This window comes from Amycolatopsis sp. NPDC049691, assembly GCF_040675005.1.
Lineage (GTDB): Bacteria > Actinomycetota > Actinomycetes > Mycobacteriales > Pseudonocardiaceae > Amycolatopsis.
The window spans coordinates 1-11,718 of sequence record NZ_JBFANX010000024.1 but is presented as its reverse complement, the minus strand read 5'-3'; the positions used below and the strand labels follow the sequence as shown (position 1 = coordinate 11,718).

Annotated in this window: 13 protein-coding genes; 4 read left to right on the top strand and 9 right to left on the bottom strand. The window is 70.5% G+C overall.

The window, feature by feature from the left end; genetic code table 11:
- Positions 1-4 precede the first annotated feature (4 nt).
- Entirely contained in the window at positions 5-388 is a 384-nt protein-coding gene (locus tag AB0J40_RS38735) for a VOC family protein (protein WP_364463870.1), read from the bottom strand.
- Between the two features lie 128 nt (positions 389-516).
- On the bottom strand, positions 517-1,821 hold the full coding sequence (locus AB0J40_RS38730; protein WP_364463867.1) for a UDP-glucose/GDP-mannose dehydrogenase family protein: 1,305 nt from the start codon (positions 1,819-1,821) through the stop codon (positions 517-519).
- A 142-nt stretch (positions 1,822-1,963) separates the two neighbouring features.
- Here AB0J40_RS38730 and AB0J40_RS38725 point away from each other — a divergent pair, with 142 nt between their 5' ends.
- On the top strand, positions 1,964-2,722 hold the full coding sequence (locus AB0J40_RS38725) for an SDR family NAD(P)-dependent oxidoreductase (protein WP_364463864.1): 759 nt from the start codon (positions 1,964-1,966) through the stop codon (positions 2,720-2,722).
- 39 nt (positions 2,723-2,761) lie between these two features.
- Here the strand turns inward: AB0J40_RS38725 and AB0J40_RS38720 are convergent, their stop codons facing one another.
- The 3 genes from AB0J40_RS38720 to AB0J40_RS38710 form a co-directional block, all read right to left on the bottom strand.
- Positions 2,762-3,415, bottom strand: coding sequence for a class I SAM-dependent methyltransferase (locus tag AB0J40_RS38720; RefSeq protein WP_364463862.1), 654 nt, complete (start codon positions 3,413-3,415; stop codon positions 2,762-2,764).
- Positions 3,416-3,421: 6 nt separating this feature from the next.
- A complete protein-coding gene (locus tag AB0J40_RS38715) occupies positions 3,422-4,051 on the bottom strand; it encodes a PadR family transcriptional regulator (RefSeq protein ID WP_364463859.1) in 630 nt (209 codons plus the stop codon).
- 81 nt (positions 4,052-4,132) lie between these two features.
- Positions 4,133-5,776, bottom strand: coding sequence for a TM0106 family RecB-like putative nuclease (locus AB0J40_RS38710; RefSeq protein ID WP_364463856.1), 1,644 nt, complete (start codon positions 5,774-5,776; stop codon positions 4,133-4,135).
- Positions 5,777-5,866: 90 nt separating this feature from the next.
- Here AB0J40_RS38710 and AB0J40_RS38705 point away from each other — a divergent pair, with 90 nt between their 5' ends.
- The gene (locus tag AB0J40_RS38705; RefSeq protein WP_364463854.1) at positions 5,867-6,328 is read left to right on the top strand and encodes a DUF6474 family protein; all 462 of its coding nucleotides are present in this window, start codon (positions 5,867-5,869) and stop codon (positions 6,326-6,328) included.
- Between the two features lie 71 nt (positions 6,329-6,399).
- Here the strand turns inward: AB0J40_RS38705 and AB0J40_RS38700 are convergent, their stop codons facing one another.
- The 4 genes from AB0J40_RS38700 to AB0J40_RS38685 are packed head-to-tail and all read right to left on the bottom strand — an operon-like array spanning position 6,400 to position 9,938.
- On the bottom strand, positions 6,400-7,359 hold the full coding sequence (locus AB0J40_RS38700; RefSeq protein WP_364463853.1) for a glycine betaine ABC transporter substrate-binding protein: 960 nt from the start codon (positions 7,357-7,359) through the stop codon (positions 6,400-6,402).
- A complete protein-coding gene (locus tag AB0J40_RS38695) occupies positions 7,356-8,135 on the bottom strand; it encodes an ABC transporter permease (protein ID WP_364463851.1) in 780 nt (259 codons plus the stop codon). Before AB0J40_RS38695 ends, AB0J40_RS38700 begins: the two co-directional genes overlap by 4 nt.
- The gene (locus AB0J40_RS38690) at positions 8,132-9,298 is read right to left on the bottom strand and encodes an ABC transporter ATP-binding protein (RefSeq protein WP_364463849.1); all 1,167 of its coding nucleotides are present in this window, start codon (positions 9,296-9,298) and stop codon (positions 8,132-8,134) included. The genes AB0J40_RS38695 and AB0J40_RS38690 overlap by 4 nt, the downstream gene beginning before the upstream one ends.
- Entirely contained in the window at positions 9,291-9,938 is a 648-nt protein-coding gene (locus tag AB0J40_RS38685) for an ABC transporter permease (RefSeq protein WP_364463846.1), read from the bottom strand. The genes AB0J40_RS38690 and AB0J40_RS38685 overlap by 8 nt, the downstream gene beginning before the upstream one ends.
- A gap of 253 nt (positions 9,939-10,191) precedes the next feature.
- Here AB0J40_RS38685 and AB0J40_RS38680 point away from each other — a divergent pair, with 253 nt between their 5' ends.
- Positions 10,192-10,737 (top strand): hypothetical protein, encoded by a 546-nt coding sequence (locus AB0J40_RS38680; RefSeq protein ID WP_364463843.1) that lies wholly within the window; start codon positions 10,192-10,194, stop codon positions 10,735-10,737.
- 71 nt (positions 10,738-10,808) lie between these two features.
- Entirely contained in the window at positions 10,809-11,573 is a 765-nt protein-coding gene (locus AB0J40_RS38675; RefSeq protein WP_364463840.1) for a YcnI family protein, read from the top strand.
- Positions 11,574-11,718 lie beyond the last annotated feature (145 nt).

The following is an 11,718-nucleotide window of genomic DNA, read 5'->3' as shown; positions in this document are numbered from 1 at the left end:
ACTTTCACCAGGACGCCGGGCGCAGCCGTTCCGGCTCGTACGGCTGCGTGATGACCTCCATCCCGTTCCCGCCGGGATCGAGGAAGTAGACGCCACGGCCGCCGTGGTTGTGGTTGATTTCGCCGACCTGCTTTCCCATCGGGTCGGCGTGGTAGGTCACGCCCGTTTCGACGAGCCGCGCGAACACGGCGTCGAAGTCGTCCTCCGGGATCAGGAAGCAGTAGTGCTGCAGGCGCAGGTCCTCTTCGGGGACGGTCGCGAAGTCCAGCCGGACGCCGTTGCGCGTCTCGACGGGGATGAACGGACCCCATTCCTCCCCGACTTCGAGGCCGAGCAGGTTCGCCAGGAATTCGGCGGATTCCCGGTTGTTCCGGGACGGAATGATCAAATGGTTCAATTCAACGGAAACTGACACGGTTGAAATGCCTCCACGGGCACTCCCGCCACCTCCATGCCTCACCCAGCCGGTGACCGACACGCGATGCCGTGCCGATCACCTTAACCAAGATCAAGCAGTCAGGAAACCTTGATTCGCGCCGCCGCCCGCGGCCGCCCGACGCCCTGCCAGGACAACCCGGCGTCGACGATCACCCGCGGGTCCAGCAGGTTGCGCGTGTCGACGACGTCGATGCCCTCCATCAGCTCGGCCATCGCCGCCCAGTCGAGGTGCTTGAACTCGGCCCACTCGGTCAGCACGACGACGGCGTCCGCGTCCTTCGCGACCTGGTAGGCGTCGTCGACCACGGTCATCCCGGCGATCTCGCCGTCGACCGCCGGGTCGTAGGCCACCAGGTCCGCGCCCAGCGCGCACAGCACCGAAGCCACGGCGAGCGCGGGCGAGTCGCGCAGGTCGTTCGTGCCCGCCTTGAACGCCAGGCCCAGCACGCCGATCCGGGCGCCGGCCAGGGTGCCGCCGACCGCGCCGGCGATCTTCGCGACGATCCGGTCGCGCTGGGCGATGTTCTCGTCGATCGCCGAGGTCAGCATCTTGAAGTCGTAGTTGACCGACTCGGCCACCTTGACCAGCGCGCTCGTGTCCTTCGGCAGGCACGAGCCGCCCCAGCCGGGGCCGGGCTTGAGGAACGTCCGCCCGATCCGCCGGTCGTAGCCCATGCCCTCGGTGACGAGGTCGATGTCCGCGCCCAGCCGTTCGCACAGCTCGGCGATCGAGTTGACGTAGGACAGCTTCAGCGCGAGGTAGCAGTTCGCGGCGTACTTGACCAGTTCGGCGCTCGCCGCGTCGGCGACGACGACCGGCGCGTCCAGTTCCGCGTACAGCTCGCCGACCCAGTGCGCGGCCGCGAAGTCGGCCGACCCGACGACGATCCGGTCCGGGCCCAGGAAGTCCGCGACCGCCGTGCCCTCGCGGAGGAACTCGGGGTTCGACACCACCGGCACGTCGGTACGGCCGAGCATCGCCTGGATCCGCTTCGACGTGCCGACCGGCACGGTCGACTTGGTCACCAGCGCGCAGCCGGCGGGCAGGACGTCGCCGATCTCGGCGGCCACGGCCTCGACCGCGCGCAGGTCCGCCGAGCCGCCCGCGCCCATCGGCGTCGGGACGCAGAGGAACACCGCCTGGGCGTCGCGGACCGCGTCCCGCGCGCCGACGACGAACTGGAGGCGGCCCGCGGCGATCCCGCGGGTGACCAGGTCGGCCAGCCCCGGTTCGAGGATGTCCACACGACCGGCGGCGAGGCGTGACACCTTCGCCCGGTCGACGTCCACGCACGTGACGGAATGACCCAGACTGGCCAGGCAGGCCCCCGTGGTCAGTCCGACGTAACCGGTCCCTACCACCACGATCCGAGCTGGCGTCATGGTGCTGAAGGTGACAGCCGGAGTTGACCACGACGCTAACGGAACCGGTCGCCCCCGGGAGCGGTGAGCGAAGACACGAACCCCGCGTGCGAACGAGCGTTAACCTGAGTCCGCGAATCGGAGCACGAAGGGAACCGCAAAGATGCAGATCACCGACACCGCGGCGCTCGTCACAGGGGGCGCTTCCGGCCTCGGCGGGGCGACGGCGAAGGCCCTCGCGGCCAAGGGCGCGCGGGTGTTCGCGCTCGACCTGGCGTCGTCCATCGAGAAGGCCGAGCAGGTCGACGGCATCACCTACGTCGAGGCCGACGTCACCGACGTCGAGCAGGTCGAGGCCGCCGTCGCGACCGCTTCGGGCTCGGGCGTGCCGCTGCGGACCGTCGTGAACTGCGCCGGCATCGGGCCGTCCGCGCGGATCCTGTCCAAGAAGGGCCGCCACGACCTCGCGCTGTACGCGAAGGTCATCCAGATCAACCTGGTCGGGACGTTCAACGTGCTGACCGTCGCGGCCGAGGCCATCGCCAAGACCGAACCGCTTGAGGACGACGCCCGCGGCGTCATCATCAACACCGCGTCGATCGCCGCCTTCGACGGCCAGATCGGGCAGGTCGCCTACTCGTCGTCCAAGGGCGGCGTCGTCGGCATGACGCTCCCCGCGGCCCGCGACCTGGCCTCGCACGGCATCCGCGTGCTGACCATCGCGCCCGGCATCGTCGACACGCCGATGCTCGCCACGGTCAGCGACGAGTTCCGCGCGTCCCTCGCCGCCGGCGTCCCGTTCCCGAAGCGCCTCGCGCGGCCGGACGAGTACGCGCAGCTCGCGCTGTCGCTCATCGACCACGACTACCTGAACGGCGAGGTCGTCCGCATGGACGGCTCGCTCCGGATGGCCCCGCGCTGACCCTTCCGCCGGGGCACGTGCGTGCCCCGGCGTCCGTGGTCAGCGGGTCAGGCGGACTTCCAGGCCGATGCCGTCGGCCGTCACCGAGCAGCCGCCGAAAGCGCTTTCGGCGGCCAGCTCCTCGAACTGCTCCCGCGTGAACGCCCGGCGCCGCAGCCAGGCGAGCGTCTGCCGGACGGTGAACCCGCTGAGCGCGCCGACGTTCATCCGGTCGACCTCGCGGCCGATGTCGGCGCTCGTGGCCTCGTGGTTGAGGTCGTGGATCACCGCGAACCCGCCCGGCCGCAGCACGCGGTGCATCTCGTTCAGCGCCGTCACCGGCTGCCGGAAGTTCTTGAACGCGGCCTGGCAGACGAGGAAGTCGAACGACTCGTCCGCGAACGGCGCGTGCGTGATGTCGCCCTGGCGGAAGTCGATCTCCAGGTCGCCACGGTTCTCCCGGGCGATCTCGACCATCGTGTGGCTGATGTCCAGCCCGGTCACGTGGAAGCCGCGCTTCGCCAGCTCGACGGCGAAGAAGCCCGGCCCGGGCGCCACCTCCAGGACGTCGGCGCCGTCCGGCCAGCCCGCCGTGACCTCGGCCGCCAGCCGCCGGTACTGGGCGATCTGGGCGTCCGTGCCGCGGTTCTTGGCGTACCAGCGGGCCTGAAAGCCCTCCATCTCGGGCACCCTGTGCTTGCGAGTGGTCTCCATCGGTTCCTACCTCTCCACGAACTCCCCCAGGTCGTCCGGGAATTCGCCGGTTTCGTGGTAACGGCGCCACGCCTCGATCTCGGGCAGCGCGCCGGTGGTCAGTTCTTCGAGGAAGCCGCGCACCCAGCGCCCCTCGGCCTCCGTCATCGCGAGGTCGTATTCGACCTCCACCAGGAACAGCCGCGGCATCAGCGGCCGCAGCTGTTCCAACGCCGCCCGCTGCGCCCCGGCGTGCTCGTCGAGCTGGGCGAGCCGCTCCCGCAGCCGGCTGATCGCCTGGTCCGGACCCAGGACGCCGATCATCGACAGCCCGGCCTTGAACCGCGGCGGCTCCCGGTCGAGCGTGCCGACGAGCTCGCGGACCCAGTCCTCGAACTCCGCCCGGCCGGCCGGGGTGATCCGGTAGACGGTCCGCTCGGGCCGCCCGCCGTCCTTGACGCTCTCGACGGCCTCCAGGAAGCCGTGTTTCTCCAGGTTCGCGACGACCGTGTACAGCGATCCCCACTTGATCGGCATGTCGGCGTCCTTGCCGCGTTCCTTCAGCACGGCCGCCATCTCGTACGGGTGCATCGCGCGTTCCAGCGCGACGGACAGCACGGCCAGGCCGAGCATGCTGCCGACCTTCCGCTTCTTCATGCCGACTCCTCGTTCACGAGTACTCGTCGACGAGTATACGCAAGACGCGCCAGCGGGCAAGTGTCTTAGTCGACGAACTACTCAGAGATCGAACATGTACGGCACTTCGGCCTGCGCCCGGGCGTCGATCCACTCACGCAGCGCGCGCGTTGCCAGGACGTCGTCCTCGTTGTAGCGCAGCAGCCGCTCGCGCTGGGCCGCGTCCGGTGCCTCGCCGTCCATGCCGACGGCGTCGCGGTACCAGCGCATCGACGCCTCGCCGCCCGCTTCCGGGTCGCGCCACGAGAAGCCGGCCACCGGGGCGATCACCTTCAGGCCCTTGCCGTGGGAGCAGAGGAACTGGTCGGTGACGCTGCGGAAGAGGTCGACCCACTCGTCCGAGTCCACAAAGGACTGGATTTCCTTCTTCGAAGGCATGCCGGGGTGGTCGCCGAAGCGCTCGACCGAGCCGAACAGCCAGCGGTTCTCGGCGAGCGCGTTGTAGCAGTACGCGCGGAAGGTCAGCCCAGCCGCTTCGGTGCGCTCCCGGACGTCGGTGAGCCAGGCCCAGAACTCGGCGAACGACCGGGCCTCGTCGTCGGTCGGCAGCGGATCCCACGTCGCGAAGGCGCGGTAGCCGGGTTCGATCCCGATGTCGGCGCCGGTGAGCAGGCAGCCCCAGAGGTACGCGCCGGCGTCGCCGAAGCTCTCCATGTCGACGTCGACCTCGACGTCGGCGCGCGGGACCTCGACGCGGTCGACCCGGCGGACCAGCGTCAGGTCGGCCAGCCACGCGCGGGCCAGGACGACGGCGTCCGGGAACGTCACGCCCGTCCAGTTCACGTCCGGCGCGTCGCCGGTCGGGTCGAGCGCGGCCAGCTTGTCCACAGTGGACACGCCGGCGCGGCGCAGCTCCACCGCGTCCTCGCCGCGGACGACGAGGCTGACGTCCCGGGTCTCGGTCAGCACGACTTCGCACGTCGGCCACCACGGGCAGCGGCGGCACTCCAGCACGCGCGACGGCTCGGCCAGCGGCTCCTCGCCGTTCGCGGCCGCCGTCGCGATGGCGAGCCGGTCGGCGAACCGGACCTGGTACTCGGTGAGCGCGCTGCGCCCGCCCGGCCAGGTGCCCGCGGTGAGGTCGTGCCAGACGACGACGTCGGCGTCGAGGCCGATGACGCCGCCGATGGCGAGGCTTTCGTCGGCCTGCCCGAGCGTCTGCAGCATGCGGCGGGTGTGCACGAGCCGGAGCTGGTCGCGCGGCTGCGACCGGACCTTCCGGCTCTCGTCGGCTTTGCGGTGCGCCGGGTCGAGGTCGGTCAGCTCGGTGACGACGGCGCCGGCGCCGCGATCGGAGATCCGGTGGCGCACGACGAGCACCGGGACGTACCCGCGGCCGGTGCGGACGAGCAGGTCGATGCCGCCGCGCCGGTGGCCGGCCGCGTCGACCGGGAAGAGCGCGCCCCAGATGTACTGCGCTTCGGCGGCGAAGGCCTGCTCGGTGCGCTCGACGCGTTCGTGGGCGGGCAGGTCGCGGTCGATCTTCACCCAGTGACCGGGGTTGGCCGCCATCAGCCTGCTGACGATGTCCTCGCGGTGGGCGGTCGCGTCGGCGATCCGCTGCTGCGCCGTCGGGTCCGGCGGGGAAAGCGGTACCTCGCGCATCGCCGGGTCGTGCTCGAGGTGCACCCGACGACGGCAGCGGCTGACCGCGCCCGCGTCGAGTACCACCTCACCGTTCTGCATGGCGATCACTCTAGATTCCCACCGCCGAGCCGACATGCCCGCCACGTGCGAGACCAGTAAGTTCGACGTCGACACGTCGCAGGAGGTGCCATGGCGCGCAAGGCCAAGGTCGAGGGTGATGCCAGGTTCACCCCTAAGAGGGCGAAGAACGCGGTCGCGGTGGCGAAGGTGCTCGGCCCGGCCGTGATCCCGGTGGTCGCGCCGTTCGCGGTGCGCGCGGCGGGTGCGGCGCGGGACGCGTACGACCGCTACCAGGCGCGCAAGCTGGGGGTCTCGGTCGACAAGCTGGGCGAGTACACCGGCCGCGGCGCGGCCCTGCACGCCCGGATCGCGGGCCTCGCCGACGGCTGCCGCGACCTGCAGAAGTCGGAGAAGGCGTCGAAGGCGGACCAGGAATTCGTGAAGGACTCGCTGAGCACGCTGGAGCAGCTGTCGGCATCGGTGCGCGCGGCGGAGCGGATGCCGGCGGCGCGGCGCAAGGCCGTGCACCGCGCGGTGGCCGGCGAACTGGAGCGGCTCGAAGGCCAGCTGCTGCACCGGCTGGGGATCTGACGCTACCGGCCGGCACCGAAACTGTCGGTGCCGGCCGGTAGCGTAGAGAACGGGGGGCGCCCCCGCGGGCGCTACTTCACGAAGCCCTTCTTGACCATCCAGTCGTGGGCGACCTTGCCCGCGTCCTGGCCGTCGACGTCGACCTGCTTGCACAGCTCGACCATCTGGTCGTTCGTGATTGCCGCGCTGACCTTCTCCAGCGGGCCGCGGACCTCCGGGTGCTGCTTCAGCCACTCCGTTCGCAGCGTCGCCACGGCGTTGTACTGGGGGAACGCCTTCTTGTCGTCCTCCAGCACCCGCAGGTTGAGGCCCGAGATCCGGCCGTCGGTCGTGAAGACCTCACCCACCGGGCAGGTCCCGCTCGCCACCGCCGAGTAGATCGTGCCGATGCCGAAGTTCTTCACCGTCGGGTTCTGGAAGCCGTACGCCTTGACCGCGGCCGGGAAGCCGTCCTGACGGCTGGTGAACTCCGTCTCCAGGCAGAACACCGCCTGGTCCGGCTTCTGCTTGATGAACGCCGCCAGGTCGGAGGTCGTCTTCAGGTTGTTCTGCGCGCCGTACGCCTCCGTCACCGCGAAGGCGTACTGGTCGTTCAGCGGCGAGTAGTTCAGCCACGTGACGCCGAACTTCTCTTCGTCCGCCTTGGCCGTCGCGTCGTACTGGGCCTTCTCGCCGCCCGGTACCGGGAGCTCGTTGCCCTGGTAGTTGATCCAGCCCGTGCCCGTGTACTCCCACGTGACGTCGGTCTGGCCGGACAGCAGCGCCTGGCGCGAGGAGTTCGAGCCCTTGATGTCCGAGAGGTCCACGACGTCCGCGCCGGCCGCCGTCAGGGCCATCTCCGCCATGTACGCCAGGATGATGTTCTCGGTGAAGTCCTTCGACCCCACCGTCACCTTCACGCCCTGCAGCGACGGGATCGGCTGGATCGAGCCCGGCTTGATGTCGTAGGGCACCGCCTGGTTGACCGTCAGGCCGCACGACGAGAGCGTCACCCCCAGCAGGGCCACGCAGAGCAGTCGCCGGAGTTTCATCGCAGCCCCTTCGGTCCGAAGTACTGTTCGGCGACCGCGCCCAGCCAGTCCACCAGCAGCGCCAGCGCGACGGCCAGCACCGAGCCGGTCACCAGCACCGAGGTCAGGTTCAGCTTGTAGCCGGTGTCGATCAGCAGCCCGAACCCGCCGGCGTTGACGAACATGCCGAACGTCGCCGTGCCGACCGCCAGGACGAGCGACGTGCGCAGGCCGGCCAGGATCAGCGGGACGGCGAGCGGCAGCTCGACCCGCCACAGCACCGCGGCCGACGACATCCCGATGCCGCGGCCCGCGTCGATCAGCGCCGGGTCGACCTGCTGGATGCCGACCATCGTGTTCCGCAGCACCGGCAGCAGCGAGTAGAACGCCAGCGGCAGCGCGGCCACCCAGATCCCGCCGGTCGCGCCGGTGATGATGAACCACAGCACGAGCACGCCCAGCGCGGGCGCGGCCTGCCCGATGTTCGCGATGGCCAGGAAGATGGGCGCCAGGAAACGCGCCCACGGCCGCGTCACCAGGATCCCGAGCGGCACCGCGACCAGGACGACGATCGCGGTGACCACGAGCGTCATCAGCACGTGGTCCCACAACGCCGTCAGCAGCGACGACGCGTTGAGCGTCTCATTCTCCGTCGCGGTCAGCCCGCTGGAGAACACCGAGACCAGCGTCACGGCGACGATGACCAGCACGGCGACGGGCTGGGCGAAGAGGCGGACGCGTTCCGCGCGCTTGGAGCCGGACTCGGTGCTGAAACCGGTATCGACGGCAGCCGTCATGCGGACACCTCTTCACCGTTCGTGTGCTCGTCGCGCAGCTGCTGGATGGTCGCGATCACGGTGTCCAGCTGGATGGTGCCCGCGTACTCACCGCGCGCGCCGGTCACCGGCACCGAGCCGCCCTCGGCGAGCATCGCCTCGAGCGCGTCCTGCAGCGTCGACTGCAGGCTGACGACGTCCCGCAGCGGCTTGCCGACGTTGGCCAGCGACGTCGCGGAGGTCAGCTCACGGGCGTGCACCCACCGCGTCGGGCGGCGGCGCGCGTCGAGCACGAGCGCGAAGTGCCGCTTGGACTTGTCGAGCTTCTCCCGGACCGACGCCGGCGTCTCGTCGACCGTCACCGTGAGCGCGTCCTGCTGGAGCTCGACGTCCCGGACCCGAAGCAGCGTCAGCTGCTTCAGCGACGCGCCCGCGCCGACGAAACCGGCGACCGTGTCGTCCGCCGGGTTCGCCAGGATCGCCTCGGGCGTGTCGTACTGCAGGATCGACGACTGGTTGCCGAGCACCGCGATCTTGTCGCCGAGCTTCACGGCCTCGTCGAAGTCGTGCGTGACGAACACGATCGTCTTCTTCAGCTCGCTCTGCAGGCGCAGCAGCTCGTCCTGCAGGTTGCCGCGGGTGATCGGGTCGACCGCGCCGAACGGCTCGTCCATCAGCAGCACCGGCGGGTCCGCGGCCAGCGCCCGCGCGACCCCGACGCGCTGCTGCTGCCCGCCGGACAGCTGGCGCGGGAAGCGGTCGCGGAAGTCGGCCGGGTCGAGCCCGACCAGGTCCATCATCTCCTCGACCCGGTCGTTGACCTTCTTCTTGTCCCAGCCGAGCAGGCCCGGCACGACCGCGATGTTCTGCGCCACGGTGAAGTGCGGGAAGAGGCCGGCCTGCTGGATGGCGTAGCCGATCCGGCGGCGCAGGGTGTCGACTTCGAGCTTGAGCGCGTCTTCGCCGCCGATGGTGATCTTGCCGGACGTCGGCTGGACCAGCCGGTTGATCATCCGCATGGTCGTGGTCTTGCCGCACCCGGACGGGCCGACGAAGACCACGATCTTGCCCGCGGGCACGACCATCGAGAAGTCGTCGACGGCCGCTTCGCGGGTGCCGGGGTACCGCTTGGTGACGTGCTCCAGCTCGATCTCGACGCCGGAGACTTCCTCGTTCTCAGCCACGGACACCCCTAGAAATGGTGAAGCGCTTGATCAGGACGTAGATGCCGTCGAGGATCAGCGCGAGGATGACGACCCCGACCGTTCCGGTGACGGCTTGGTTCAGGGAGTTCGTGCTCCCCGCGTTCGTGAGCCCGGAGAAGACCTCGGCGCCGAAGCCGGGGCCCTTCGCGTAGGCGGCGATCACCGCGATGCCCATCAGCATCTGCGTCGCCACGCGCATGCCGGTGAGGATCGCCGGCCACGCCAGCCGCAGCTCGACCCGGGTCAGCACGCCGAAGCGGCTCATCCCGATGCCGCGCGCGGCGTCGACGACGGCCGGGTCGACGCCGTCCAGCCCGACGATGGTGTTCCGGACGATCGGCAGCAGGCCGTAGAGCACCAGCGCGATCACGGCGGTCGTCGGGCCGAGCCCCGAAAGCGGGATCAGCAGGCCCAGGAGGGCGAACGACGGGACCGTCAAGATCGTGCTCGCCAGCGCCGTGGCCACCGCCGAACCGATCGGGCTGCGGTACACCGCGATCCCGATCAGCACGCCGAGCACCGCGGCGAGGATCGTGCACTGCACCACCATGCTGGTGTGCAGGTAAGCCTCCAGCCAGAGCTTGCTCGCCCGGTCGGAGATGTAGTCGAAGAGGTTCATCCGTGTCCGCTCTCCCGCCCTTTGCGCAGGCTCTCACCCGAACGGGCTAGTTCCTGACCGACGGCTCAGTACCCAGCTCATGGCCGGTCCAAACCCCCGTTTCGGCCCACCGGTTCCGCCCACCTTGGCCTGCACCGACGTGATCGGCAACAAATGACCTGAACCACGTCGTGACGCGAAACGTGAACTTCATGTGTGCTCACCTCACGGGATCACACGCTCACGTGGGGCGAGGTCCCTTAGGCTGCTCCTCATGAGTGTCCCGGCACGGCGTCCCGCCGTGCTCGGTGCTACCCGGGGTGTGTCGCTCGCCGTGTCCGCAGCGGCACTTTCCGTCACTGCCCACCGGCTCGCCGACGGCGGCCTGCCCGACCCGGCGATGACCGTGCTGCTCACCGGCCTCTTCGGCTGGACCGCGACCGCGCTGGCCCGGAAGGCACGCGGACCGCTCGCCACGATCACGCTGCTCGGCGCCGCCCAGCTCGTGATGCACCTGCTGCTCACCACGCTCGCCGGCCACCACGACATGTACACGATGCCCGGCAGCACCGGGCTCGGCATGGTGGCCGCGCACTCGATCGCGACCTTGGTCACCGCGCTCCTGCTCGCCCGCGCGGACGCGACGCTGCTCACGGTGCTGGCCGTGCTGCGCGCGATCCTGCCGCGGCTGCTCACCCCGCTGCCGGTGCCGGCCGCGGCCCCCGCACTCGTCCCCGCCCGCACCGCGGCGCCGGGGCACCTCGTCGGCGTCGACCTGCGCCGGATCCGCGGGCGGCGCGGCCCGCCGGTTCATTCCTGAACCCAGCTCATCCCCGAAACAGCGGACCCCCGAGTCCGCTGCCCCTTCTTGAGTTCATCAGGAGTGAACCCATGTCCCAGAACGTCTTCAAGCGCGCCGGTTTCCTCGCCGCCACGGTCGGTGTCGCCGGTCTCCTCGGCGCCGGCGTCGCCTCCGCGCACGTCACCGCGAACGTCTACGGCCCGCAGCCGACGAAGGGCGGGTACGCGGCGATCGTGTTCCGCGTGCCGAGCGAGGAGAAGGACCCGATCACCACCACGAAGGTCACCGTCGACTTCAAGGCGGACTACGGCATCGGCTCGGTGCGGACCAAGCCCGTCCCCGGCTGGACCGCCCAGGTGACCAAGTCGAAGCTGCCGACCCCGGTCACCAAGGACAACGGCACGCAGATCACCGAAGCCGTCACCGCGGTGACGTGGACCGCGCAGCCGGGCAGCGAGCTCAAGGCCACCGACTACCAGGAGTTCTCGGTCTCCTTCGGCCCGCTGCCGACCAATGTGGACCAGATCGAGTTCCCGGCGCACCAGACCTACAGCGACGGCAAGGTCGTCGACTGGAACCAGCCGACCCCGGCGGGCGGTGAGGAGCCGGAGCACCCGGCACCGTCGGTCAAGCTGGCGGCGAAGGCCGAGGGTGACGGCGACCACGCCGCGATGGGTGCGAACACGGCGTCCACCACCGGGGAGCAGACTGAAGCCGCGGCGGCGACGTCGGACAGCACGGCCCGCTGGCTCGGCGGCGCCGGCCTGCTCGTCGGCGCCATCGGCCTCGGCGTCGGGGCCGGCGCGACCATCCGGGCCCGCAAGGCCACGGCCAAGTCGGGAGGCAACAGCTAAATGCGGAAGGCGCTCGTCGCGCTGGCGTTGACGGTGGTGGGGGGGGGGGGCGCCCGCCCCCCCGCGCGGGCCGCCCCCCGGCTGTTGTACACCCCGACCGCCCGCCGGGCGGGCATAGGCGCCCCCCCCCCCCACAACACCCCGA

Excerpts from the sequence above, each read along its gene's own strand:
- AB0J40_RS38730 (WP_364463867.1), bottom strand. The coding sequence starts at position 1,821 with ATGACGCCAGCTCGGATCGTGGTGGTAGGGACCGGTTACGTCGGACTG.
- AB0J40_RS38725 (WP_364463864.1), top strand. The coding sequence starts at position 1,964 with ATGCAGATCACCGACACCGCGGCGCTCGTCACAGGGGGCGCTTCCGGC.
- AB0J40_RS38720 (WP_364463862.1), bottom strand. The coding sequence starts at position 3,415 with ATGGAGACCACTCGCAAGCACAGGGTGCCCGAGATGGAGGGCTTTCAG.
- AB0J40_RS38715 (WP_364463859.1), bottom strand. The coding sequence starts at position 4,051 with ATGAAGAAGCGGAAGGTCGGCAGCATGCTCGGCCTGGCCGTGCTGTCC.
- AB0J40_RS38710 (WP_364463856.1), bottom strand. The coding sequence starts at position 5,776 with ATGCAGAACGGTGAGGTGGTACTCGACGCGGGCGCGGTCAGCCGCTGC.
- AB0J40_RS38705 (WP_364463854.1), top strand. The coding sequence starts at position 5,867 with ATGGCGCGCAAGGCCAAGGTCGAGGGTGATGCCAGGTTCACCCCTAAG.
- AB0J40_RS38700 (WP_364463853.1), bottom strand. The coding sequence starts at position 7,359 with ATGAAACTCCGGCGACTGCTCTGCGTGGCCCTGCTGGGGGTGACGCTC.
- AB0J40_RS38695 (WP_364463851.1), bottom strand. The coding sequence starts at position 8,135 with ATGACGGCTGCCGTCGATACCGGTTTCAGCACCGAGTCCGGCTCCAAG.
- AB0J40_RS38685 (WP_364463846.1), bottom strand. The coding sequence starts at position 9,938 with ATGAACCTCTTCGACTACATCTCCGACCGGGCGAGCAAGCTCTGGCTG.
- AB0J40_RS38680 (WP_364463843.1), top strand. The coding sequence starts at position 10,192 with ATGAGTGTCCCGGCACGGCGTCCCGCCGTGCTCGGTGCTACCCGGGGT.
- AB0J40_RS38675 (WP_364463840.1), top strand. The coding sequence starts at position 10,809 with ATGTCCCAGAACGTCTTCAAGCGCGCCGGTTTCCTCGCCGCCACGGTC.